Raw genomic sequence first — 24,442 nt, forward strand, 5'->3', positions numbered from 1 at the left:
GGTCGCTCAGCGCCGCAGGAGCAGCGCCGAGTCCCCGAACTCGTGCCAGAGGTAACCCTCGGCCACCGCCGCGTCGTACGCCGCCTGGGTCAGGCGGGTGCCGGCGACCGACTCGACGAGGAGGAGGTGCGAGGCCATCGGGTCGTGCCAGCCCGTGATCAGGCCGTCGACGACGCGTGGCGGCTGGGCCGGGGAGACCACCCGCGAGGTCCACCCGCGGCTCGCGACGACGTGCCGACCTAGGACGGACGACTCGACCGCGCGGGTGGCGGTCGTGCCGACGGCGACGACACGGCCGCCGTTGTCCCGCGCCTGGTTGATCACCCGCGCGCTCGTCGCGGGCACCTCGAACCACTCCGGTCCCGGCGCCTCACCGGCCTCCTGCGAGGAGACGCCGGTGTGCAGCGTGACCGGCGCGAGCTGCACGCCGGCGGCCACCAGACGGGTCACCAGCGAGGTGGTGAAGGGGCGTCCCGCCGAGGCCATCTCGGCGCTGCCCGGGCGGGTGCCGAAGACGGTCTGGTAGTCCGCGAGCGGGTAGCGGTGGTCGAGGTAGCCGTACGCGATCGGCCGCCCGTTCCACGCGAGCTGCCGGTCCAGGTCGCCGCGCACCGAGGCGCGCCAGAGCCGGTTGCCCTCACCCGTCGGCGACGACGCCTCGCCCGGCCACGGCGAGCGGAGGGTCAGGCGTACGTCGCCCACGCGGACGACCGCCCCCGCGCTCGCGTCGAGCACGGACCGCGCCGCGTCGGGAGCCGTACGCAGCTCCACGACGCTGTCGCCGTCGTCGAGGCGGTGGGCGACGTGCAGCACGACCGGGCGCCCGGCGAGGTCGGCGTCGACCTCGGCTGCGACGGTGGCGGAGGTGTTCACGACCAGTATGTCCCCCGCACGCAGGTGGTCGGGCAGGTCGCGGAACTGCCCGTGGGAGAGGCCGTCCGGCGTCGCGACCAGCAGCCGCACCTCGTCTCGGGCGAGCCCGCGCGCCTCGGGCGGCTGCGGCGCGAAGGACGACGCCTCGAAATGGGTGTGCGGGGTCTCGTGGAGCAGCGTCATCGGACGTCACCGCCGAGGTCCGCCGCCCGGTAGCGGCCCGACGCGGGTCGCGCGTCCAGCAGCGCCACGAGGCGCGGCACGACAGTCTCGGGCAGCGGCCGGTCGGAGATGTCCTCCCCCGGGAAGGCGTCCTGGTGCATCGCCGTCCGCATGTCGCCGGGGTCGACCGCGTAGGCCCGCAGCCCGGTCTCGGCACCGTAGGTCAGCGTCACGTGGTCGAGCGCGGCCTTGCTCGCGCCGTAGAGGCCCCACCCCTCGTAGTGGTGGACCGCGGCGTCCGAGCTGATCGAGAGGAGCACGCCGTCCGCCTCTCGCAGCCAGGGCAGGAGGGCTGAGGTGAGGACCAGCGGTCCGCCGATGTTGGTCCGCCAGACCTGCTGGAGGTCGGCGATGTCGACCTCGGCCAACGACCGCATCGGCAGTGGACCGAGCGTGCTCGCGTTGTGCACCAGCAGGTCGAGCCCGCCGTGCGCCGACACCTCGCCGACCAGTGCCTGCCGGTGGTCGGCGTCGGTGAGGTCTCCCACCACGACGGTTACCCCGGCCGGCAGATCGGCCTCCTTGAACTTCTCCTCGCTCCTTCCGTCCGTGATCACCCTCCAGCCCCGGCCCGCGAGCCCCCTGCTCAGGGCCAGCCCGAGGCCGGCCGATCCCCCGGTGACCAGGGCCACCCGTGCACTCGTCTCGTCAGTCATGGCACCATGGTTCAAGTTGAAGTGAACTTGAGTTCAAGAGGTGAAGCCGGATGGATGCCAAGGATCTGCTGTCCATGGGTGAGATCACGCGGCGCAGCGGCTTCGCAGCGTCCGCGATCCGCTACTACGAGGCCGAGGGGCTCATCGAGGCGCACCGCTCCGGCGGCGGCCAGCGGCGGTTCGAGCGCAGCGTGCTGCGCCGCCTCGCCTTCATCCGGGCAGCGTCCAACGTCGGGCTCAGCATCGAGGAGATCCGCGACGAGCTCGGACGACTGCCCGGCAGCCGTACGCCGACCAAGGCCGACTGGCACCGCATCTCGCGGCACTGGGGACGTCGCCTCGACGAGCAGATCGCCGCGCTCCAGCGGCTCAAGGGCGGCCTCGACGGCTGCATCGGCTGCGGGTGCCTGAGCCTGCGGTCGTGCGCCTTCTCCAACCCCGCCGACGTCCACGGCGAGGCCGGCGCCGGGGCGCGGCTGCTGCCGGACTCGCTGCGGCGACCGCACCCGACGAAGCGGACCTCCGGCTAGCTCGCGCCAGGCTCGAACGACCTGACCAGCGCCTCGAGAGTCGCCGTCCGTTCACGCCGCGCGAAGACCCGCAGCAGCGGCGTGGCGAGCGCGTACACCCCGTTGGCGCGCAGCCGCGCGTCGTGGCGGACGAGGGTCTCCCTCTCCCCCAGGGCCTCAAGGGTGTACCCCGGCCAGCCCTCCATCTTCACGCGGCCGGACGAGGCGGCGTCCCACCAGTGGTAGACGAGGCGGCGGGGCGCGTCGTGCTCCACCACCTCGCCGGGCATCCGGCCCATGCGGGTGTCGTCCTCGTAGGTCGTGCCGACCCCGACGGGGCCGGGCGACGTCTGACGCGTCCTCCGGAACATGCTGCCCCTGCCCGGAACCCAGCGGTTGTGGCCCTCGATGTCGGCCAGGCGGGCGAAGACCTCGGCGACGGGCGCCGGCACCGTGCGCTGGATCTCGAGCTCGATCTCGGCCATCTCCCCATGATCGGCCCGCTCCGGGCGTGCGACAAGGCCGGTCCAGCCCGTCGGCGATGATGCCCCAGTGAACGACGACCACGAGATCCGCACCGAGCTGGCCGACATGGACCTCGACCTCGTCCACGAGTGGCTCAGCACCGACGCGTACTGGTCGCTCGGCCGCACCCGTGAGGCCGTCGGCACGGCCGCTGAGCACTCGCTGAACTTCGGCGCGTTCACCGGCGACGGGCGGCAGGTGGCGTACGCGCGCGTCGTGACGGACCACGCCAACTTCGCCTGGCTGTGCGACGTGTACGTCGACCGCGACCACCGCGGTCGCGGTCTGGGCACGCGACTGGTCGCGGCCGTCACCGAAGCGATGGACGCGCTCGGAGTCGGACGGACGTTGCTGGCGACCCGGGACGCGCACGAGGTCTATGCGGGCTTCGGCTTCGAGCCGCTGCCCGACCCGACCATGTGGATGATCAGGACTCCGTGAGGGCTGGCCGCTCGAAGCAGGCACCATGCAGGCAGTTCGCGACGCCGACGGCTGCGCTGAGCGTGGACACCGGGCTCGGACGCGCGAACTGCCTGCATGGTGTCGCCGACATCACGGTTTCGAGGCTCGCTGCGCTCGCACCTCAACCAGCGTCGGGAAGGGTGAACAGCGTCAGCTGCATCCCGTCGGGTGCGGCGACGCGGGCGTTGCGGTCGCCCCAGGGCGTGTCGACGGGGGGCGCGACCGGGGTGGCGCCGGCCGCGACGAGGGAGGTGGCGGCCGCGTCCGCGTCCGGCACCTGGAGCGCGAAGCGCACCTTGCCCGAGACCCGGTGCCCGACCTCGAGGTCGTCGACCATCGCAGCCTGCGCCTCGTCGAAGAGCTCGAGGGTCGCGCGGCCCGCGTCGAGCAGCAGCACGCGCCCCTGGTCGCTGCTCCAGTCGGCGACCTCGGGCAGGCCGAGCGCGTCACGGTAGAGGCGTACGGCGGCGTCGAAGTCGTCGACGGTCAGCGTGATCCGGAACTCCTGGACGTCGGTCATGGAGATGATCGTGCTGGGTCAGGTGCACGTGAGGTCAAGACCTATCCGCTGCGGAAGGTGCCGATCACCGTCACCCCGTCCTGCGCGTAGAGCGGGACGTCCCGGCCTTCCGGGGTGGGGTTCGCCAGCGCCTGGGCGAGCGTCCTGGCCGGCTGGGGGCGGTCAGTGGCGCGGACGAAGCCGCACCTGCCGTTGGTGCCGTACGCCGCGACGAGGTCCGGCCCCGGGTCGTCCTCGTCGATCCCGGCACCGGAGCCGTAGGTCATCCCGTTGTCGTTGACCGGGTAGGGCGGCGCGGCGGGGAGGCGCGGGCAGTCCTCGAAGACGACCTCGTCGGCGTGGGCACTCGGGTCGATCGCCCGGGCCACTGGCTCGGGCTCCCCGGACGCGGCCACCACCTGCTGCAGCTGCACCCCGCCGAGGAACCCGAGCACGACCGTGGCGACGCCGAGCACGACCCTGGTGAGCACGATCCTGGCGAGCATGGGGGTGGGACGAGGCCGGGCGCCCGGAAGTTGTCGGCCTCGAGGCTCGCTCCGCTCGCGCCTCAACCACCGAGCAGTGCGGCGACCGGCGTCGGGCTGCTCTCGATCAGGCGGCGCACGACGTCGGCGCAGCCGCCGCACCCGGTCGTCGCACGCGTCCGGTCGACGCACTCCCCCACCGTGCCGCAGGCGCGGATCTCGCCAGCGCTCACGCCGGCGCAGGCGCAGACCTCGGCCTCGTCGGGCAGTGGTGTCGGGGCGTCCGCCGCCTCGGGCAGGAGGAGCTGGCCGGGCTCGTCGGGACCGAGCAGGGTTCCGCGGTCGTAGAGCTGCGTGATCAGCCCGACGCGCGAGAGGTCGCCGACGAGCGCTGCCGCGACGATCCGCCCGCCGTGCACCACGAGCCGGCGGTGCGAGCCGGTGATCGGGTTGGACATCTCGACGACCTCGCCCTCGGCGTGCTCGGGGTCGCCGAGCACGGCGACCTCCAGCCCGGTGGCCCGCAGCCGCGCCACGCTGCGCCGGCCGTCGTACGCGGCGTCCTCGCCGCGCAGCACGCGGGCGAGCACCTCCGCCTGCTCCCACGCCGGCGGGACGAACCCGGTCGTACGCCGGCGGTGCTCCGCGCAGTCGCCGATCGCGTGGATGCGGTCGTCGGTGACGCTGGTGAGGGTGGCGTCGACGACCACGCCCCGTCCGACCATCAGCCCCGCGCGACGAGCGAGCGCGGTTGACGGGCGGCCACCGGCGGTGAGGACGACGAGGTCCGTCGGGAGGACGTAGCCGTTGTCGAGGCGCAGTCCGTCGTCGGTGAGGCGTACGGCGCGGGCGCCGGTGTAGACCTCGGTGCCGAGGCGCCGGAGGTCGCGCGCGAGGATCCGACCCGCCCCGGGGCCGACCTGGCTGGCGAGCAGGTGGTCCGCTCCCTCGACGACCTCGGTCCGCAGGCCGCGGACCGACAGCGCGCGGGCGACCTGGAGCCCGAGCAGGCCGCCGCCGACGACGACCGCGCGAGTGCCCGGCGTGAGGGCCTCGTCGAGCCGCTGACAGTCGGCGAGCGAGCGGAAGGCGTGGACCTGGGGGTGCAGCGTGCCGTCGCGGCGTACGAGACCGCGGATCGGGGGCAGGGTGGGGATCGATCCACATGCCAGGACGAGCCTGTCGAATGCGATTCGTTCCCCGTCGACCAGGACGACCTCGGAGGACTCGCGGTCGATCTCGAGCACGCGCGCACCGAGGCGCAGCTCGACGCCTTGGTCGGCGAACCAGGCCTCGGAGCGCAGGGTCAGCGCGGACGGGGAGTGGGTCCCCTCGAGGACGGCCGAGAGCAGGATCCGGTTGTACGGCGCGTGCGGCTCGTCAGCCAGGACGGTCACCGCGAAGCGGTCGTCGTCCGCGAGGTGCTCGGCGAGGCGGACCGCGGCCATGCCGCCGCCGACCACCAGGATGCGCTCAGCCATGGCCGACCAGGGAGAGGCGAGCCGCGCAGACCTTGAACTCCGGCATCCGCGAGGCCGGGTCGAGGGCGTCGTTGGTGAGCCGGTTGGCGCCGATCCAGTGGAACGGCACGAACACTGTGTCGGGCCGGATCGTGGCCACCACCCTCGCCGGGGCGGTCATCTGGCCGCGGCGGGTCGCGACGCGTACGGCCTCCCCCGTCGCCACGCCGAGGCGCCCGGCCAGCAGCGGGTGCATCTCCACGAACGGCCCGTCGTCGGGCAGCGAGCGCACGCGCCGGGTCTGCGCGCCGGACTGGTACTGCGCGAGCACCCGACCGGTCGTGAGGTGGACCGGGTAGTCCGCGCACGGCTGCTCCGCGGCACCGCGGTGCTCGACGGCCAGCATCCGCGCGCGCCCGTCGGGGTGGGCGAAGGACTCACCGAAGAGCCGCTCGCCGCCCCAGAACACGCCCTGCTCGGCGCGGATCCGGTCATAGGTGATCGAGGAGTAGTCGGCGGGCCCGCCCGCCGACGCCCGGCCGAGCTCGGCGAAGACCTCCTCCGGGTCGGTCGGGAAGGAGGCCGTCGACCCCAGCCGCTCGGCGATCCCGGCGATCACGTCGAGGTCCGACCGCACGCCCGATGGGGGCGTGATCGCCTTCTGCCGCAGCACCACCCGGCCCTCGAGGTTGGTCATCGTCCCGGTCTCCTCGGCCCACTGCGTCACGGGCAGCACCACGTCGGCGAGCGCCGCGGTCTCGGACATCACGATGTCGCACACCACCAGCAGGTCGAGCGACTCCAGCCGCGACGTGACGTGGGTGGCGTTGGGCGCGCTGACGACGATGTTGGAGCCCAGGACCAGCAGCGCCGAGGGCCCGTCGGGCGTGCCGAGGGCGTCGAGGAGCTCGTACGCCGACCGGCCGGGGCCGGGCAGCGAGTCGGGCTCCACCCCCCACACCCCCGCCACGTGGGCACGGGCGGCGGGGTCGTCGATGCGGCGGTAGCCGGGCAGCTGGTCGGCCTTCTGGCCGTGCTCGCGACCGCCCTGGCCGTTGCCCTGCCCGGTGAGGCAGCCGTAGCCGGCGCCGCGCCTGCCGACCATGCCCAGCGCCAGCGCGACGTTGATCCATGCGAGCACGGTGTCGGAGCCGGTGGAGTGCTGCTCGGCGCCGCGGGCGGTGAGGACCATGACGCGCGGCGAGCCGGCGAGCATCGCGGCGAGGGCGCGCACCTCGTGCGCCTCGAGCCCGGTCACCCGCTCGACCCTCTCGGGCCACCAGGCCGCGGCGGAGTCGCGGACCTGCTCCCAGCCGGTCGTCCGCTCGGCGAGGTACGCCTCGTCGACCGCGCCGCCGGCGACGAGAAGGTGCAGCAGCCCGAGCGCCAGCGCGAGGTCGGTGCCCGGCACCGGCTGGAGGTGGAGGTCGGCCCGGTCCGCGGTCGGCGTACGCCGCGGGTCGACCACCACGACGCGACCGCCGCGCTCCCGCAGCCGGTCGAGGTGCCGGGCGGCGGGGGGCATCGTCTCGGCGAGGTTGGAGCCGACGAGCACGAGGACGTCGGTCTCCTCCACGTCGGCCAGCGGGAACGGCAGCCCGCGGTCGAGGCCGAAGGCGCGGATGCCCGCGGACGCGGCCGACGACATGCACCAGCGGCCGTTGTAGTCGATCTGCGAGGTGCCGAGCGCGACCCGGGCGAGCTTGCCGAGGGCGTACGCCTTCTCGTTGGTCAGCCCGCCACCGCCGAAGACTGCGACACCGTCCGACCCCTTCGCCGCCTGCGCCGCCCGGATCCCGGCGACGACCCGGTCGAGCGCGTCGTCCCACGTCACCGCGGACCACTCGCCGGTCTCCCGGTCGCGCACCAGCGGCGACGTGAGCCGCTCGCGCCCGCCGTACAGCCCGGCCGCCGACCAGCCCTTGCGGCACAGCGCGCCCTGGTTGACGGGGAACTCCTCCCACGCCGACACCTCGGGTGCACGCCGGCCGGTGAGCCGCATCCCGCACTGCAGCGAGCAGTAGGGGCAGTGGGTGTCGGTCATGCTCGCCAGTCTCCGCTCAGATCCCGGCGCCGGCCAGGCTCTGGGCGCGGACCTCGGCGGGCCGCCGCAGGTAGACCGCCCAGGTCACCGCGCCGCAGACGACGTAGAACGCGGTGAAGACCAGGAAGGCGCCCTTGGTGGCGGACATGGGGTCGGCCACCCACGGTGCGCTGAAGGCCATCGGGATGAGGAACCCGCCGATGGCGCCCACCGCGCCGATCACGCCGATCGCGGCGGAGGCCTGCTTGGTGCCGGCCAGCAGGGCGGCGGCGCGCTCGGGGGTGCCGGGCGTCGTGGCGCGCTCGGCCTCGGTGCGCCAGATCGCCGGGATCATCTTGTACGTCGAGCCGTTGCCGATGCCGGTGGCGGCGAAGACACACAGGAAGAAGCCCAGGAACCACGGGAACCACGACTGGTTGGCGGACGCGATCGCCGGGTCCGCGGTCGGGTTGGGGGTGAGCTGCACGAGCGTCCAGAGCACGGCCAGGGTGAAGACGACCATCGCGCCGAACGCGCCCAGCGTCACCTTCGCGCCGCCAAGGCGGTCGGCCAGCCAGCCGCCGAACGGCCGGGTCGCCGACCCGACGAGGGCGCCGAGGAACGCGAAGTAGGCGAAGTAGATGCCGGTCCCCAGCGGCGCCGGCTCCGGCACCCAGAAGTTCAGCTTGATGAGCAGCGGCATGGCGGCGGAGTAGCCGATGAACGAGCCGAAGGTGCCGATGTAGAGGAACGCCATGATCCAGGTCTGCCGCTTGCGCACGACCTGCAGCTGCTCGCGGGGGGAGGACTTCGCGGTGCTCAGGTTGTCCATGAAGAAGTACGCCGCGAGCGTCGCGACGACCGCGAGGCCGGCGTACACCCAGGCCGCGCGCTGCAGGTCGATCCCGCCCTCCGACGCCTTGACCAGGCCGAAGATCCCGGCGCCGCCGACGATGACGGGCAGGAGGAGCTGGATCAGTGCGACTCCGACGTTGCCGCCCGCGGCGTTGAGGCCCAGCGCCGCGCCCTTCTTGGCCGCGGGGTAGAAGAAGTTGATGTTGGCCATCGAGCTGGCGAAGTTGCCGCCGCCGAGGCCGGCCGTGGCGGCGATGAGGCAGAACACCCAGTACGGCGTCTCCGGCCGCTGCACGGCGTACGCGAACCCGAGCGTGGGGATGAGCAGCAGCGCCGCGCTCGCCATCGTCCAGTTGCGGCCACCGAACTTCGGCACCGCGAAGGTGTACGGCAGCCGCAGCATCGAGCCGACGAGGTTGGGCAGGGCCACCAGCAGGAAGAGCTGCTGCGGCGTGTAGTCGAACCCGGTCGCCACCAGGAAGGCCGAGCTCACGCTCCAGATCAGCCACACGGAGAAGCCGAGGTGCTCGGCGAAGATCGACCAGATCAGGTTGCGCCGGGCGACCTGGCGGCCGGTGGACTCCCAGAAGTCGGGGTCCTCGGGACGCCAGTCCTCGATCCAGCGGCGGCTACGACGGGTGGGGGTCTGCATGCTCATGACAGGAGGGTGGCCACCGACTGTGACGAGCGAACTGCCGTTGCGGTGGCAGCACCGTCACATTCTCCTCACGACCTCACGAGGCGCGGGCCCGTTCGTGGTCTGGTCCGCCGGGAAGGTCTGTTGACGCCGCGCACGGGCGGGAGTAGAGCTCGTACGAGGTCGGGAAACGCACCACGTTCGTCACGCGCACACGCAGGCGCGATCCGCTACGAGCACGGGAGTTTCCTATGCATGCAAGAAGGCTGTCCAGGGTCACAGGGGCCCTGCTGGCGGCGGGAGTGCTGTTCGTGGCACCCGCCGCCGTCGGCGCGCAGGCAGGCTGGCCGAGCGCCGGTCACGACCTGGCGAACACGAGGAACGGTGACAGCACGATCGGCGTCGGAGGCGCCGCGAAGCTGGCGCTGAAGTGGAAGGTGGCGACCGCCGGCAACGTCTCGGCGACCCCCGCCGTGGAGGACGGCGTCGTCTACGTGCCCGACGACAAGGGCAACCTGTACGCCGTGGACGCCGCGACCGGCGCGATCATCTGGCAGACCAACCTGAGCACCGACTACGGGGCGCCCCTCGGGGACTACTCCCGGGCGACGCCGGCCATCTCCGGAAACACGCTGGTCTTCGGCGACCAGGCCGGCAAGGTCCTCAGCCCGGACGGCTGGGTGTTCGCCGTCGACAAGCGCGACGGCTCCCTGCTGTGGAGGACCACGGTGGAGGGCGGCTACCCGATCCTCACGCAGTCGGCGACCATCGCCGACGGCACGGTCTACATCGGCGCGGCCTCCAACGAGGAGGTGCTCGTGCGGTTCGGCTTCCCGCTGACCTTCCGCGGCTTCTTCATGGCGCTGGACCTCGCGACCGGCCAGGTGAAGTGGAAGACCTTCATGACCCCGCCCGGGTACACCGGCGCGGCCGTGTGGGGCAGCGCTCCGGCCGTGGACGCCAAGCGCGGGACCGTCTACATCGCCACCGGCAACAACTACTCGATCCCCGACTCGGTGACCGCCTGCGTCGCGGCGGCGACCACGGACGAGGACCGCGCGGCCTGCGTGCCCGCCGACAACATGTTCGACGCCATCGTGGCGCTCGACACGACCACCGGTGCGGTGAAGTGGTCCACGCGGGCGCTGCCCGTCGACGCCTGGAACGTCGCCTGTGGCATCCCCGTCCCGGGGTACGACGACCCGGTCGAGGGCTGCCCCGAGAACGCCGGACCCGACTACGACTTCGCACAGGCCCCGATGCTGTGGCGGACGGGCGGCAGGGACTTCGTGGGCGCGGGCCAGAAGTCGGGCATCTTCTGGGCCCTGGACCCCGACACGGGGGCGGTGGCCTGGAAGACCCAGGCCGCTCCCGGGGGGCTGGCGGGCGGTCTGCAGTGGGGCTCGGCCACCGACGGGTCGCGGATCTACGTGGCCTCGGCCAACACCGACCAGAAGTCGTGGACGCTGAGCGACGGGACCACGATCACCCAGGGCCACTGGGCGGCGCTCGACGCGGCCACCGGCCGGCTGGTCTGGGACCGTGCCAACCCGGCGGCGGCCACCGCCTCGGGCGCGGTGACCGTGGCGCGAGGCGTGGTCTATGCGTGCTCCGGTGACACGGCGGGCCACATGTACGCCCTCAAGGCCAGCGACGGCAGCCAGCTGTGGGACTACCCGTCAGGCGACTTCTGCTACAGCGGCGCGGCCGCCGTGGACGGGGCGCTCTACTGGGGCAGCGGCTACAACCTGGGCGTCGAGCTGCCCGGGCAGGCGATCCACGCCTTCACCGTGAACGGGAGGTAGGACCGCCTGTCGCTACCCAACCTGGGGACTACGTACGCACCGCGCCCGCGCGTAGCGTGGCACGGGTGGATCGTCGCGCCTGACGCTGCGCGACCCGACCTTTCGTCAGGCGCGACCACCTGCCCCGAACAACGAGGAGCCCCGACCGCAGCTGCGGTCGGGGCTCCTCAGAAGTGCGTACGTCAGACGACGCGGACGTTCTCGGCCTGCGGGCCCTTGGGGCCGGCGGTCACGTCGAACTCGACCTTCTGGTTGTCCTCGAGCGACTTGTAGCCGCTGGACTGGATCGCGGAGAAGTGGACGAACACGTCCTCGCCGCCGCCGTCCTGCGCGATGAAGCCGAAGCCCTTGTCAGCGTTGAACCACTTGACGGTGCCCTGAGCCATGATGATTTCCTTTGTTTCGTGTCGGGGCTGTCTGCCCCTGAACTGCTGAAGACATCCATGCGTACTGATGTCCAGCGAACCGAAACCAGGAGTACGAGATACGAGCCACGCATCGTGCGCGGCCAGGACGGCTGGGTGCTCCGTCCCTTCAACACCCTCGACTCTACGGCACGGGGCCCCAACCGGCGACTCCTCGGCCGCCGGAGACGCCCAACTCACCCTCACGACCGCCCGGGATGGGCGAGGATGCCGTCATGATCGTCGAAGCCCGCGTGGTCGGGGGCCGGGACCGGCTCGAGGACACCCACGTCCCCGTCGAGCCGGGCACGCACCGCCTCGAGGACGTGCTCCGGGCCCTCGTCCGCGCCGAGCTCGCCGCCTTCGACGAGCGGCAGCGTGAGCGCAGCCTGCTACGGGTGCTGACACCGGCCGACCTGGTCCGCGGCGTGGAGACCGGGACGTACGCCGCCGGGACCCGTGCGCGCCAGCAGGCCCCGGCCTTCGACGACGCGTGGGCGCGAGCCCGGGAGGCGTTCGAGGACGACCTCTACGTCGTGTTCCTCGACGACCGGCAGCTGGAGGACCTCGACACCCCGGTCGTCGTCACCGCCGACACCCGGCTGCGCCTCGTGCGCCTGGTCGCCCTCGCCGGGGGCTGAGGCGTGATCTCGGGGGAGGAGGCGCGGGGTCGCCTCGAGGAGTTCCGGCGACCGCAGTCGCGGCGACTGCGCGAGCTCGCCGACCAGGCCCGGCTCTCGGCGGACGGCCGCCGGGTCGTGTCGTGGCTGGGCGCCTGGGCGACGGCGGGACCGAACGAGACGGCGTCGATCGGCCTCACGCTCGCAGGGATGTCGGACCGCGAGCGGTCGCGGCTCTTCCGCATGGTGTCGCCGCAGCTGGCCGAGGGCCTCACGCACTGGTGGGACGCCGGTCCCCAGCAGCCCTACCAGCGCGGGTGGGGGCGCCGGGGGTTCCGCAGCAGCCGCCCCGAGGACTCGGCGGCACGGCTGGCCGCCGAGCTGAGCGACATCTCTCGCCTCGCCAGCTCCTACGACCAGCCGGCCGCGTGGTGGGCACGCTGGTCGGGTCACGTCTCGCACGGCCACCTCGCCTCCCTGCTGGCGGCCGCGGTCGACCAGGGCGACGCGGAGGTGCGCGGCATCCTGCTCGACGCCGTCTCCGGACGCGACGAGGTCGCCGGGATGAGCCACGACGTCGTCGGCGCCCTGGCCAGGTGTGCCGACCCGGAGGCCTGGCAGGCGCTCGACCGTCTGCTCCGCACGGCGGGCCGCCAGGAGGGCCTGCGCCAGTCGATCCTCGAGGCGACCGACGTCGCCCACCCGGGTGCCCGGCGTCTGTTCGTCGCCACGGTGGTCGAGGAGGGCTACACCCGGTTCGCCTCCGCGATCCGTGCGGTCGGAACCTGGTGGGGCGAGGAGCTCGAGGTGCGGCAGGACAAGCAGGCCCGCGCCCACCTCGAGGTGTGGCTGCCGATGCTCGACGCACCGCCCGCCGACGCCGGCTCGCTCGCCGCGCCGGAGGCGTACCTCGCCCTCCACGCCACCAGCCTCCGCGACGCCCACGCCGGCGTCGCCGCCGCGCGCGGCCTGCTCGGGCACGACTCGGCCGAGCACCGCCTGGCCGCCGTACGCGTGCTGGCCGAGATCCGCCTGCCGGCGTCACGCGCGGCGGCCCTTCCCGCCGTCACGGACGCCGACCCTCGGGTGGCCGCCGTCGCCGTCGAGGCGACCATCCCCCAGCCGGGCGATAGAGAACCCACGCTGGACGTCGAGACCGCACGGGTGCTCGTGGCAGCGCTGCCCGACCTGCCGAAGAAGACGCAGACCCTGCCCACCGGCCTGATCGGCAGGCGCGAGTCCAGGCACGGCCGCGCCCACCTCGCCGACGAGATCCTGCGCGCGACCGGACCCGAGCTCGACCACGTCGTCGCGCCCGCCCACGAGCTGGCGAGCGCACGGGGCCGCTCCGCGCGGCTGCACGACCTGTGTCGCGACCCCGAGACCCACCGTGCGGCCCTGATGGCCGCGCTCACCGACCTGTCGAGCTGGAACCGCGGGGAGGCGGCGAAGGCGCTCGCGGCCGTCGAGCAGGTCACCGAGCCCGAAGCCCTCACCCTCGAGGCCGCGCTGACCCGCAAGGCCGCCGACCAGCGCACCATCGCACTCCGCTTCCTCGCCCGGCAGGCACCCGAGGGCATCGCCGCGAGCGTCGAGCGCCTGCGCGCCGGGACGGCCGAGCAGCAGCGCGGCGCCGAGGAGCTGGCAGCCGCGACCGGCACGAGCCCGACGGTCCCGGACGGGACCGGACCCGCCCCGGACCAGGCTAGCGCCGCGGGCGTGCTCGTCGTCCGCGGTGCGGACCGTACGCCCCCACGACGCCCGTCCCCGCCGGGATTCGCCGCGGCCCACCCTGCCGTGGCCGCCAACGTCCAGCACCTCGTGGACTCCCTGGCCGAGCACCTCGAGCGGCACCAGCGCACCGAGGTCGTGGTGCACACCGAGCCCCAGCCCCTCGGCACCGTGCAGTGGCTGCCGCACGTCGGCGAGGACCAGCTGCCCCTGTGGGAGGTGTTCGGGCCGTGGTGGGAGGCCACCTCCGCCGGACTCACCGATGGCGGCCTGGAGGCCCTCCTGCTCGCCGACTTCCGGCCCCAGGGCGCGACCGACGACAAGGGCTGGGCCGCGGAGCGCTCCCGGCGGGTGCTCGGCACGGTCCGGTGGCCGCGAGCCTTCCGCGCGGAGCAGGCCCTCGCCTTCGAGGTGGTCGCGGCGCTGGCCCGTACGTCCCTGCGACCGTCGTGGGCCGGCCCCTACGTGGACGCGGTGCGCGAGGTCGCGTCCGACCTGGACACCGGCTGGCTCCAGCGGCCGCTCGCCGTGCACGCCCAGCGCGGGGACACGGTGACCAGCTCGATGTGGGGCCGCGGCGACCACGACTGCCGCGACCTGCTCCCCGCCCTCGGGGCCGAGCGACTGCACGACTTCCACCGGCGCGGGATGCTGCCGGCCCCGCTGCTCCCCGACGTGTGGGGACTCCTGCGCTGGATCGACGAGCCCGAGGGGGCCTTCGACCCGGTGGACGGGGAGTACGTCGCCGCACCCGAGCGCGAGCAGGGGCTCTACTCCTACGGCGCGGACCGGGTGCCGGTCGCTCCCTACCGCCGGCGGCCCTCGACCCGTCTCGTGCTGGCGGCGTACGAGGCCGGTCACGCCACCCGCGGCGACGTGGTCGACTCGCTGCTCGGCGGGTCGTACCACCGCGACGGCTCGCTCGACGAGGCCACGGCACGGCGCGTGCCTGCGTGGGTGCAGCAGGCGGGCATCGGCGGGCTCGTCGACGAGGTCCGGGACGCGCTCGTCGCGTCCGAGCTCGAGCGTGGCGACCTGCCGACACCCTTCAGCCAGGTCGCCCGCCAGGTGAGCAGCGTGCCCGGCGCCCACCGCCTGCGCAGGCTCCTCGACTCCCTGGGCAAGCGCCCGTTCGCCCGCGGGTACGCCTGGGGCGAGGGGCGTGAGGCCTCGCTGTCGCGCCTCGTCCGCGCCTGCTGGCCGGCCCCGGAGGACGACGACACGACCGTCGACGCCGCCCTCGCCGGCGTGCCGCAGAAGCGACTCGTCGAGGTCGCGGTCTACGCCCCGCAGTGGGCCGGTCACGTCGAGCGCGTGCTCGGCTGGCCGGGTCTGGAGTCGGCCGTGTGGTGGCTGCACGCGCACACCAAGGACGACTCGTGGACCGTCCCGCGGGAGACGCGCGACGAGTGGGCTGCCGAGGTCAGCCGCCACACGCCCCTCGAGGCCGACGACCTGGTCCGCGGGGCGACCGACGTCGCGTGGTTCACCGCCGTGCTGGGCGAGCTCGGCGTCGAGCGGTTCGAGACCCTCCTCGCTGCCAGCAAGTACGCCTCCTCCTCGGGTGGGCACAAGCGCGCCGAGCTGTTCTCGCGCGCCCTGCTCGGCGCGGTCGACGAGTCAGACCTGCGCGAGCGCATCGAGGTCAGGCGCCACCAGGACTCCGTCCGCGCGCTCGGGCTGCTGCCGGTCGGCGACGAGTCGGTCGTGCTGCGGCGCTACGAGTTCCTCCGCGGCTGGGTGGCCGGCGACCGGTCCTCCGGGTCGCAGCGACGGACCTCGGAGTCGACGGCCGTCGAGGTCGCCATGGACAACCTCGCCCGTGCCGCCGGCTACCGCGATCCCCAACGCCTCGTCTGGGCGATGGAGGCCCATGCGGTCGCCGACCTCGCCGCCGGGTCCCTGAGCGCGCACGACGGCGACCTCACCGTCACGCTGCGCGTCGACGAGGACGGGCGCCCGGTGCTGGACGTACGACGCGGCGAGAAGGAGCTGGCGTCGGTGCCGGCCGCGTCGGCGAAGCGGGTCCCGGAGATCGCCGCACTCAAGGCCCGGGTCAGCGCGCTGCGCAAGCAGGGTGCCCGGATGCGGGCATCGCTGGAGGCGGCGTGCGTGGCCGGTGACGCCTTCAGCACCGCCGAGCTCGCCGACCTCTTCGGCCACCCGATGCTCGCTCCCCTGCTGCGCGGCCTCGTCGTCGTCAGCGAGGAGGGCGTCCTCGGCCTGGCCCACGACGCCCACCACGTCCTCACCGGCGACGATGAGGTCGTCGCACTCGACGGATCTCCCGTCCGTGTCGCGCACCCCGTCGACCTGCTCGCCTCCGGCGCGTGGCCCGACCTCCAGCACCGGGTCTTCACCGATCGCCGCCGCCAGCCCTTCAAGCAGGTGTTCCGCGAGCTCTACACCGTCACCGACGCCGAACGGTCCGTCGTCGACAGGTCCCGCCGCTACTCCGGGCACCAGGTGCAGGCGCGTCAGGCGGCCGGCCTGTTCCGGTCCCGCGGCTGGGTCACCGACTTCGAGGTCGGCTTCATCAAGACCTTCCACGCCGAGCGGCTCACCGTCTTCTGCAGCGTGCTCGACGGCTGGGGCTCCCCCGCCGAGGTGGAGGACGCGACCGTCCAGGACGTCTGGTTCGTCGGACGTGACGGCCCCGTGCCGCTCACCGAGGTCCCGCCGCGACTCTTCTCTGAGGTGATGCGCGACCTCGACCTCGTCGTCTCCGTCGCCCACTCCGGTGGCGTCGATCCCGAGACCTCCGAGTCGTCGGTCGAGCTGCGGCGTCGCCTCGTCGAGGAGACCGCGCAGATGCTGGCGCTGGGCAACGTCGAGGTCAGCGGCCACCACGCGTTCGTCGAGGGCACGCTCGGCTCCTACTCCGTGCAGCTCGGGTCGGGCACCGTGCACCGGCTGCCGGGCGGCTCGGTGTGCATCGTCCCGGTCAGCGCTCAGCACCGCGGCCGGATCTTCCTGCCGTTCGCCGACGACGACCCGCGCACGGCGGAGGTCGTGTCCAAGGTCGTGCTCCTCGCCCGCGACCACGCCATCAAGGACCCGACGATCCTGGCCCAGTTGCGCTGACCGCTCGTCGTACCCCGCCGACCGCTGGGCGACCGGCCGCACCCACCGGTCGCCCGGGCCGTACGCGACCCTCCCGGACGGGAGGTGAGCGGTGTCACGGTGACCGCGGTCACACAGAGGTGGCCGCCAGCCGCAGTGCGAGAGGACGAACCCGTGACCATCGAGGCACCCGACCAGGCCGCGCGCCACGATCCGGTCTATGACCGGCTGCACGCATCCAGTGAGTACACCGAGCTGAGGAAGCGCTACCGCGGCTTCGTCATCCCGGCCACCGCCGCCTTCCTGGCGTGGTACCTGCTCTACGTGATCATGTCGAACTGGGCCGGCGGCTTCATGGCCACCAAGATCGTCGGCAACATCAACGTCGCCCTGATCTTCGGGCTCCTCCAGTTCGTCACGACCTTCGGGCTGGCCTGGACGTACAGCCGCTACTCCAACGCCAAGCTCGACCCGCTGGCCCGCAGCCTCGAGCAGTCCTACCGCGACCAGGCCGGCACCGACGCGAAGCGGGGCCAGGCATGAGCGACCAGTTCCTCACCACGTTCCTGTTCCTCTCCGTCGTCGCGCTGACGGTCGGCATCACCTTCTGGGCCAGCCGCCAGACCAAGACGGCCACCGACTTCTACTCCGGCGGCCGCTCCTTCTCCGGCTTCCAGAACGGCCTGGCCATCGGCGGCGACTACATGTCGGCCGCCTCCTTCCTCGGCATCTCCGGTGCCATCGCCGTCTACGGCTACGACGGGTTCCTCTACTCCATCGGCTTCCTCGTCGCGTGGCTCGTCGCGCTGCTCCTCGTCGCCGAGATGCTCCGCAACGCGGGCCGCTACACGATGGCCGACCAGCTCGCCTTCCGGATGAACCAGCGCAAGGTCCGCACCGCGGCGTCGGTCTCGACCGTCGTGGTCTCGATCTTCTACCTGCTCGCCCAGATGGTCGGTGCCGGCACGCTCGTGGCGCTGCTCCTCGGCGTCGAGAGCGAGGCGATCAAGAACATCACCATCATCGGCGTCGGCATCCTGATGATCTTCTACGTCGTCGTCGGCGGGATGAAGGGCACGACGTACGTCCAGATCGTCAAGGCCGTGCTCCTCATGCTCGGCTCGGCGCTGATCGTGCTGCTGGTGCTCGCGGAGTTCAACTTCAACCTGTCCTCGCTGCTCGGCGCCGCTGCCGAGAACTCGGGCAAGGGCGACGCCTTCCTGCAGCCCGGCCTCCAGTACGGCAGCACGCTGACGTCGCAGATCGACTTCCTGTCGCTCGGCCTGGCCCTGGTGCTCGGCACCGCCGGACTGCCGCACATCCTGATCCGCTTCTACACCGTCCCGACCGCGCGTGATGCGCGCAAGTCGGTCCTGTGGGCGATCGGCCTGATCGGCGCCTTCTACCTGATGACGCTGATCCTCGGCTTCGGTGCGGCTGCACTGCTCGACCGTGAGGTCGTCGACCCGGCAGCGGGCGGCAACCAGAACCTGGCGTCCCCGCTCCTCGCCGAGGCCGTCGGCGGCGGCGACGGGTCCACCGGTGGCGCGATCCTGCTCGCCCTCATCGCGGCGGTCGCCTTCGCGACCATCCTGGCCGTGGTGGCCGGTCTCACCCTGGCCAGCTCCTCGTCGGTGGCGCACGACCTCTACAAGGGGGTCCTCAAGAAGGACCAGCCGGTCAGCGAGAAGGACGAGGTGCGGGTCGCCCGCATCGCGGCCTTCGGGATCGGTGCCATCGCGATCGTGCTGTCCATCCCGGCGCAGCGCCTCAACATCGCGTTCCTCGTGGCGCTGGCCTTCGCGGTGGCCGCCTCGGCCAACCTGCCGGCGATCATCTACAACATGTTCTGGCGCCGCTTCAACACCCGCGGTGCGACGTGGAGCATCTACGGCGGTCTGCTCTCCGCGGTGGGCCTGGTGCTGCTCTCGCCGGTGATGTCGGGGCTGCCCACCTCGATGTTCCCCGACTCCGACTGGGCGATCTTCCCGCTCAACAACCCCGGCATCGTCTCGATCCCGCTGGGCTTCCTGCTCGGCTACATCGGCACGATCACCAGCCAGGAGCCGACGGCGGAGGACCGCTTCACCGAGCTGGAGGTCCGCGCCCTGACCGGCGCGGGCGCCGAGGGCGCCACGCACCACTGATCGAGCACCACCATCGGGACGGTTCACCCGTGACCCCCTCGCCGAGCCGGAGTAGGTTCGGCGAGGGGGGCGGCCACCGCCCCGCACCCCCCACCTTCATCCCAGAGCCGATCCCGCACCTGATCCCGCACGAGCCCCGCACGAGTCCCGCCCGAGGAGAGAGCCTTGTCCGAGCAGACCCTGTCGAACCTGATGCACGAGGACCGTCGATTCGAGCCGCCGGCCGACCTGGCGGCCGACGCCAACGTCAAGGAGGAGGCGTACGCACGTGCCGACTCCGACCGCGAGGCCTTCTGGGCCGAGGCCGCCGAGCGCCTGGACTGGGGGCAGAAGTGGGACCAGGTCCTCGACTGGTCGAACCCGCCGTTCGCCAAGTGGTTCGTCGGCGGCACCCTCAACGCCTCGGTCAACTGCGTCGACCGGCACGTCGAGGCCGGCAACGGCGACAAGGTCGCGATCCACTGGGTCGGCGAGCCCGACGACGACACGCGCGACATCACCTACGCCCAGCTCAAGGACGAGGTGTCCCGGGCGGCCAACGCGCTGACCGAGCTCGGGGTCGAGAAGGGCGACCGGGTCGCGATCTACATGCCGATGATCCCCGAGGTCGTCGTCGCGATGCTCGCCTGCGCCCGCCTCGGCGCCCCGCACACCGTGGTGTTCGGCGGCTTCTCCGCCGACGCCCTCGCCTCGCGCATCACCGACTGCGAGGCGCACGTGGTGATCACCTCCGACGGCGGCTACCGCCGCGGCGCGGCAAGCGCGCTGAAGCCGGCGGTCGACGAGGCCGTCGGGAAGACCGGCGACCTCGTGCGCCACGTGCTCGTCGTGCGGCGTACGGGTCAGGACGTCGACTGGCACGAGGACCGCGACGTGTGGTGGCACGACGCCGTCGACGGCGCCTCCGCCGAGCACGAGGCCGAGATGCACGACTCCGAGCACCCGCTCTACGTCATGTACACCTCCGGCACGACCGGCAAGCCCAAGGGCATCCTGCACACCACGGGCGGCTACCTCACCGGCACGTCGTACACCCACTGGGCGGTCTTCGACCTCAAGGACGACGACGTCTACTGGTGCACCGCCGACGTGGGCTGGGTGACCGGGCACTCCTACATGGCCTACGGGCCGCTGGCCAACGGCGCGACCCAGGTGATGTACGAGGGCACGCCCGAGAAGGGCCGCTGGTGGCAGATCGTCCAGGACTACAAGGTCAGCATCCTCTACACCGCACCCACCGCGATCCGCACCTTCATGAAGCAGGGCCGCGAGATCCCCGACGGCTACGACATGTCGTCGCTGCGGCTGCTCGGCTCGGTCGGCGAGCCGATCAACCCCGAGGCCTACGTCTGGTACCGCGAGGTCATCGGCGGCGACCGGTGCCCGGTCGTCGACACCTGGTGGCAGACCGAGACCGGACAGATCCTGATCAGCCCCCTGCCCGGCGTCACCGCCGGCAAGCCCGGCTCGGCGATGAAGGCGCTGCCCGGCATCTCCGCCGACGTCGTCGACGACGACGCGACGTCCGTCGGCAACGGCAACGGCGGCTACCTCGTGCTCAAGGAGCCGTGGCCGGCCATGCTCCGTACGCTCTGGGGCGACGACCAGCGGTTCAAGGACACCTACTGGTCGCGCTGGCCGGGCCTCTACTTCGCCGGTGACGGCGCCAAGCTCGACGAGGACGGCGACATCTGGCTGCTCGGCCGCGTCGACGACGTGATGAACGTGTCGGGCCACCGGCTGTCCACCACCGAGATCGAGTCGGCGCTCGTCTCGCACCCCAAGGTCGCGGAGGCGGCCGTCGTGGGTGCCGCCGACGAGACCACCGGTCAGGCCGTGTGCGCCTTCGTCATCCTGCGCGACTCCGCGGGCGACGGCGGCGATGACATCGTCGAGGAGCTGCGCAAGCACGTCGGCAAGGAGATCGGCGCGATCGCGAAGCCGCGCCAGATCATGGTCGTGCCCGAGCTGCCCAAGACCCGCTCCGGCAAGATCATGCGCCGCCTGCTCAAGGACGTCGCCGAGCACCGCGAGGTCGGCGACGTCACCACCCTCGCCGACTCGACGGTGATGGACCTCATCAAGACCAAGGAGGGCTCGGCCTCGTCCGAGGACTGACCTCCAGGAGATGTCTGAGGACGTGGTGGACGCATCCGACCCGTGATTCCGTTCATGGCGTCCTCAGATATCGGGGTTCGGGCGGCTCACTAGGGTGGGTCGGGTGAGCGCACCCAGCGCCGAGGTCGCCGTCATCGGCGGCTCCGGCTTCTACTCGTTCCTGCCCCACGCGACCGAGCACGCGGTCACCACGCCGTACGGCGACCCCTCCGCCCCGATCGCGGTCGGCGAGGTGGCGGGCCGGTCCGTCGCCTTCCTCCCCCGGCACGGCCGCCACCACGACCACCCGCCGCACGGCATCCCCTACCGCGCCAACGCGTGGGCGCTGCGCTCGCTCGGCGTACGCCAGGTGCTGGCGCCCTGCGCCGTCGGCGGGCTCCGCGACACCGTGGCCCCCGGCGACCTCGTCGTGCCGGACCAGCTCGTCGACCGCACCCACCGCCGCGTCGGCTCGTTCGTGGAGTCCGGGGCGGTGCACCTGCCCTTCGCCGACCCCTACTGCCCGGGCGTCTCCGCGGCGCTCGCCGGCGCGGACGCAGACGTACGGGCCGGCGGGACCATGGTCGTGGTCGAGGGGCCGCGCTTCTCCACCCGCGCCGAGTCGCGCCACTACGCCGACCAGGGCTGGGACCTCATCAACATGACCGGCGCCCCCGAGGCGGCCCTGGCTCGCGAGATGGGCCAGTGCTACGCCCCGCTCGCCCTGGTGACCGACATGGACGCCGGCGCGGAGTCCGGCGAGGGCGTCGGGCAGGAGGAGGTCTTCGCCCTCTTCCGCGCCAACCTCGAGCGGCTCACCGGGCTCCTCGGCTCGGCCATCGAGACCCTGCCCGATCCCGACGGCTGCGCCTGCGGCACCTGGTGGGACGGCGTCGACCTGACCTACGAGGTGCCGAACCGGTGAAGGTGCTGCTGACCGGGGCCGCCGGCTTCATCGGCACGGCCGTCGGCGACCAGCTCGTCCAGGCAGGGCACGAGGTCGTCGGCGTCGACCTGATGCTGGACAGTGCCCACGGCAGCAGCACACCTCCCGACGGGGTGCACCAGCTCGACGTCCGCGACGCCGGCTCCCCCGCGTGGGCCGGGCTGCTGCGCGGGACCGACGTGGTGTGCCACCAGGCCGCGCTGGTCGGCGCGGGCGTCCGCGTCGGCGACCTCCCGGCGTACGCCTCCCACAACGACCTCGGCACCGCGGCGCTGCTCGCAGCGATGCACGAGGCCGGGGTGGACCGGCTCGTCCTCGCCTCGTCGATGGTGGTCTACGGCGAGGGCCGCTACACCTGCCCCGAGCACGGCGACCAGCTGCCGCCGCAGCGGGAGGTGGCCGCCCTGGAGGCGGGTGACTTCGAGAACCACTGCCCCGCCTGCGGCCGCGCCCTCTCCTGGGACCTCGTCCCCGAGGACGCCCGGCTCGACCCGCGCAGCACCTACGCCGCGAGCAAGCTCGCCCAGGAGCACTACGCCTCCTCGTGGGTGCGCCAGGCGGGAGCGGGTGCGGTCGCGCTGCGGTACCACAACGTCTACGGCCCGGGCATGCCGCGCGACACTCCCTACTCGGGTGTCGCGGCCATGTTCCGGTCCTCCCTCGAGCGGGGCGAGCGGCCCCGGGTCTTCGAGGACGGCGGCCAGGCGCGCGACTTCGTCCACGTCGACGACGTGGCCCGCGCCAACGTGCTCGCGATCGAGCAGGTCGCCGCGGAGCCGGTGCCCCGCTTCGCGGCGTACAACGTGTGCTCCGGCACCCCGGTGACGATCCTCGACGTGGCGCGCCGGGTCAGCGCGGGGAGCGCGAGCCGGCTCGAGCCCGAGGTGACCGGCGGCTTCCGCCCCGGCGACGTGCGGCACGTCGTCGCGTCGCCCGAGCTGGCGCGACGCGACCTCGGCTTCACCGCCTCGGTGCTCCCCGACACCGGCCTCGCCGACTTCGCGACGGCGCCGCTGCGGGCGTGAGGGATCACCAGGTCGTGTAGAGCAGGTGCTGCACCAGCAGCGCGGCGACGACCTGGAGGCCGAGGCCCCAGCGCCGCCACCCGCCGGGCAGCAGCGCCAGCGACAGCGTCAGCCACGGCACGAACGGCAGCCAGATCCGCTCCACCTCCGCCTTCGACATCCGGCTCAGGTCGGCGATCGTGACCGCGACGAGGGCGGCGAGCGCGAGCACGGCGACGGTCCTCGCCCCGCCGGTGTGGCGCCGCGCCGCGACGGCGACACCGGCGCCGAGCAACGGGCCCGCCGAGACCAGGAGCGCGCCGACGTTGCCCCACATCCAGTACGCCGCGGGGCGGGTCGCCGCGATGCCGTCCCAGTAGCGCTCGACCAGCACCGGGTAGGCCTCCCACCACGCAAAGCCGAGCACGGCGAAGGCCAGCACGACGACCATCGCCGCGGCGGCCGCGACCGGCAGCGGCCACCAGGACCGCGCCAGCCACAGCACCGCCAGGGCGATCACGCCCAGGAGCGGCAGGCCGTACGAGCTCATCACGCACCAGCCGAGCAGCAGGCCCGCCAGCACGCCCCACCCGACCATCGATCGTCGGCGTCCGGCCGTCGCGGAGGCCGCGAGCGCCGCGAGACCCCAGCCCGTGACGGAGGTGAACACCGCGTCGCCCGACACGGCGAGGTAGACCGCGGCGGGGCTGAGCACGAGGAACGGCGCCGCCAGCCGGCCGTGGTGCTCGGCTCCCAGCGAGCGCGCGGTCAGCAGGACCGCCACCGGGATGCCGGCCGCGACGACGCACACCGCGAGAGCAGCGGCCAGGTCCCCGCCGAGCCCGACCCCCACCAGCGCGACGAAGAACAGCAGCGCGCCGGGCGGGTGGCCGGCCACGTGCGTGGGCCAGTTGTCCGGGTGCGCTGCGGGGATCCGGTCGACGTACTCCCGCAGCATCGCCGGGACGTCGCTCACCTGGCGCGCGGTGATCAGGTACTCGTGGTGGTTGGTCATGACCCTGGTCAGGCCCGAGGTGCCGTCGACCAGCGCGAGCGCGAGCAGCCAGGCCAACGACGCGGCGTACGCCACCACGAGCAGCCGGCGCCACGACCAGGTCCGCGCCCACGCCTCGGCCCGCCACACGCCCACCGCCGCGAGGAGGAGTGCCGGCAGGGTGCCGGGTCCCACCTTGGCGCGCCACAGGCCGTGGGTCGGCGGCGCACCCAGCGAGTCGCTGCGGGCGTCGACGTCCCAGCCGGCGAGGACCGGCACCGTGAACGACGCGAGCAGCACCAGCACCGCCAGCCCCAGCCCCGCCCACGCGCGGGTGGACGTGCTCGGGGCGGTCATGGCGTCGAGCCTAGGTGCGCCGGGCCGAGCGTCCGGGCCCGCCTGCGAGCCGTCACAGTCACGTAATC

20 protein-coding genes are annotated in these 24,442 nt (G+C 73.0%); 10 read left to right on the forward strand and 10 right to left on the reverse strand.

The window, feature by feature from the left end:
* Positions 1–6 precede the first annotated feature (6 nt).
* Positions 7–1,056: an S-adenosylmethionine:tRNA ribosyltransferase-isomerase gene (locus AC57BS_RS21760; RefSeq protein WP_496413542.1), complete on the reverse strand. Its 1,050-nt coding sequence runs from the start codon at positions 1,054–1,056 to the stop codon at positions 7–9.
* Positions 1,053–1,751 (reverse strand): SDR family NAD(P)-dependent oxidoreductase, encoded by a 699-nt coding sequence (locus AC57BS_RS21765; RefSeq protein WP_496413543.1) that lies wholly within the window; start codon positions 1,749–1,751, stop codon positions 1,053–1,055. The genes AC57BS_RS21760 and AC57BS_RS21765 overlap by 4 nt, the downstream gene beginning before the upstream one ends.
* Before the next feature lie 74 nt (positions 1,752–1,825).
* Here AC57BS_RS21765 and soxR point away from each other — a divergent pair, with 74 nt between their 5' ends.
* On the forward strand, positions 1,826–2,281 hold the full coding sequence (gene soxR / locus AC57BS_RS21770) for a redox-sensitive transcriptional activator SoxR (RefSeq protein WP_496413544.1): 456 nt from the start codon (positions 1,826–1,828) through the stop codon (positions 2,279–2,281).
* Here the strand turns inward: soxR and AC57BS_RS21775 are convergent.
* On the reverse strand, positions 2,278–2,745 hold the full coding sequence (locus AC57BS_RS21775) for an SRPBCC family protein (protein ID WP_496413545.1): 468 nt from the start codon (positions 2,743–2,745) through the stop codon (positions 2,278–2,280). The two genes, soxR and AC57BS_RS21775, sit on opposite strands and share 4 nt — an antisense overlap.
* Positions 2,746–2,812: 67 nt before the next feature.
* Between AC57BS_RS21775 and AC57BS_RS21780 the strand changes: the two genes are divergently transcribed.
* On the forward strand, positions 2,813–3,226 hold the full coding sequence (locus AC57BS_RS21780; RefSeq protein ID WP_496413546.1) for a GNAT family N-acetyltransferase: 414 nt from the start codon (positions 2,813–2,815) through the stop codon (positions 3,224–3,226).
* Positions 3,227–3,368: 142 nt separating this feature from the next.
* Here AC57BS_RS21780 and AC57BS_RS21785 read toward each other — a convergent pair whose 3' ends face one another.
* The 5 genes from AC57BS_RS21785 to AC57BS_RS21805 all read right to left on the reverse strand — a co-directional run bounded on the left by AC57BS_RS21785 (position 3,369) and on the right by AC57BS_RS21805 (position 9,227).
* Positions 3,369–3,767 (reverse strand): VOC family protein, encoded by a 399-nt coding sequence (locus AC57BS_RS21785; protein WP_496413547.1) that lies wholly within the window; start codon positions 3,765–3,767, stop codon positions 3,369–3,371.
* Positions 3,768–3,808: 41 nt separating this feature from the next.
* Entirely contained in the window at positions 3,809–4,252 is a 444-nt protein-coding gene (locus AC57BS_RS21790; protein ID WP_496413548.1) for a hypothetical protein, read from the reverse strand.
* A 62-nt stretch (positions 4,253–4,314) separates the two neighbouring features.
* A complete protein-coding gene (locus AC57BS_RS21795) occupies positions 4,315–5,712 on the reverse strand; it encodes an FAD-dependent oxidoreductase (RefSeq protein ID WP_496413549.1) in 1,398 nt (465 codons plus the stop codon).
* Complete coding sequence (locus AC57BS_RS21800) at positions 5,705–7,735, reverse strand: molybdopterin oxidoreductase family protein (RefSeq protein ID WP_496413550.1); 2,031 nt, start codon at positions 7,733–7,735, stop codon at positions 5,705–5,707. The genes AC57BS_RS21795 and AC57BS_RS21800 overlap by 8 nt, the downstream gene beginning before the upstream one ends.
* A gap of 16 nt (positions 7,736–7,751) precedes the next feature.
* Positions 7,752–9,227 (reverse strand): MFS transporter, encoded by a 1,476-nt coding sequence (locus AC57BS_RS21805; protein WP_496413551.1) that lies wholly within the window; start codon positions 9,225–9,227, stop codon positions 7,752–7,754.
* Positions 9,228–9,517: 290 nt separating this feature from the next.
* On the opposite strand from AC57BS_RS21805, the gene AC57BS_RS21810 reads away from it, so the two are divergent.
* Positions 9,518–11,011, forward strand: coding sequence for an outer membrane protein assembly factor BamB family protein (locus AC57BS_RS21810; protein ID WP_496413552.1), 1,494 nt, complete (start codon positions 9,518–9,520; stop codon positions 11,009–11,011).
* A 182-nt stretch (positions 11,012–11,193) separates the two neighbouring features.
* Here the strand turns inward: AC57BS_RS21810 and AC57BS_RS21815 are convergent, their stop codons facing one another.
* Positions 11,194–11,397 carry a cold-shock protein gene (locus tag AC57BS_RS21815; RefSeq protein ID WP_496413553.1) on the reverse strand — a complete coding sequence of 68 codons (204 nt, stop codon included), beginning with the start codon at positions 11,395–11,397 and terminating at the stop codon, positions 11,194–11,196.
* A gap of 254 nt (positions 11,398–11,651) precedes the next feature.
* On the opposite strand from AC57BS_RS21815, the gene AC57BS_RS21820 reads away from it, so the two are divergent.
* The 7 genes from AC57BS_RS21820 (at position 11,652) to AC57BS_RS21850 (ending at position 23,044) form a co-directional block, all read left to right on the forward strand.
* Entirely contained in the window at positions 11,652–12,056 is a 405-nt protein-coding gene (locus AC57BS_RS21820; RefSeq protein ID WP_496413554.1) for a hypothetical protein, read from the forward strand.
* A gap of 3 nt (positions 12,057–12,059) precedes the next feature.
* Positions 12,060–16,850, forward strand: a complete 4,791-nt coding sequence (locus AC57BS_RS21825) for a DUF5724 domain-containing protein (RefSeq protein WP_496413555.1) — start codon at positions 12,060–12,062, stop codon at positions 16,848–16,850.
* A 153-nt stretch (positions 16,851–17,003) separates the two neighbouring features.
* Entirely contained in the window at positions 17,004–17,372 is a 369-nt protein-coding gene (locus AC57BS_RS21830) for a DUF485 domain-containing protein (RefSeq protein WP_496413556.1), read from the forward strand.
* The gene (locus tag AC57BS_RS21835) at positions 17,369–18,976 is read left to right on the forward strand and encodes a monocarboxylic acid transporter (RefSeq protein WP_496413557.1); all 1,608 of its coding nucleotides are present in this window, start codon (positions 17,369–17,371) and stop codon (positions 18,974–18,976) included. The genes AC57BS_RS21830 and AC57BS_RS21835 overlap by 4 nt, the downstream gene beginning before the upstream one ends.
* Before the next feature lie 192 nt (positions 18,977–19,168).
* Entirely contained in the window at positions 19,169–21,094 is a 1,926-nt protein-coding gene (gene acs, locus AC57BS_RS21840) for an acetate--CoA ligase (protein WP_496414216.1), read from the forward strand.
* A 103-nt stretch (positions 21,095–21,197) separates the two neighbouring features.
* Positions 21,198–21,998 carry an S-methyl-5'-thioadenosine phosphorylase gene (locus AC57BS_RS21845; protein WP_496413558.1) on the forward strand — a complete coding sequence of 267 codons (801 nt, stop codon included), beginning with the start codon at positions 21,198–21,200 and terminating at the stop codon, positions 21,996–21,998.
* A complete protein-coding gene (locus tag AC57BS_RS21850; protein ID WP_496413559.1) occupies positions 21,995–23,044 on the forward strand; it encodes an NAD-dependent epimerase/dehydratase family protein in 1,050 nt (349 codons plus the stop codon). Before AC57BS_RS21845 ends, AC57BS_RS21850 begins: the two co-directional genes overlap by 4 nt.
* A gap of 4 nt (positions 23,045–23,048) precedes the next feature.
* Here AC57BS_RS21850 and AC57BS_RS21855 read toward each other — a convergent pair whose 3' ends face one another.
* Entirely contained in the window at positions 23,049–24,374 is a 1,326-nt protein-coding gene (locus AC57BS_RS21855; RefSeq protein ID WP_496413560.1) for a hypothetical protein, read from the reverse strand.
* Positions 24,375–24,442 lie beyond the last annotated feature (68 nt).

Source organism: Nocardioides sp. BGA-UO-ETr-FS32, from assembly GCF_059567905.1.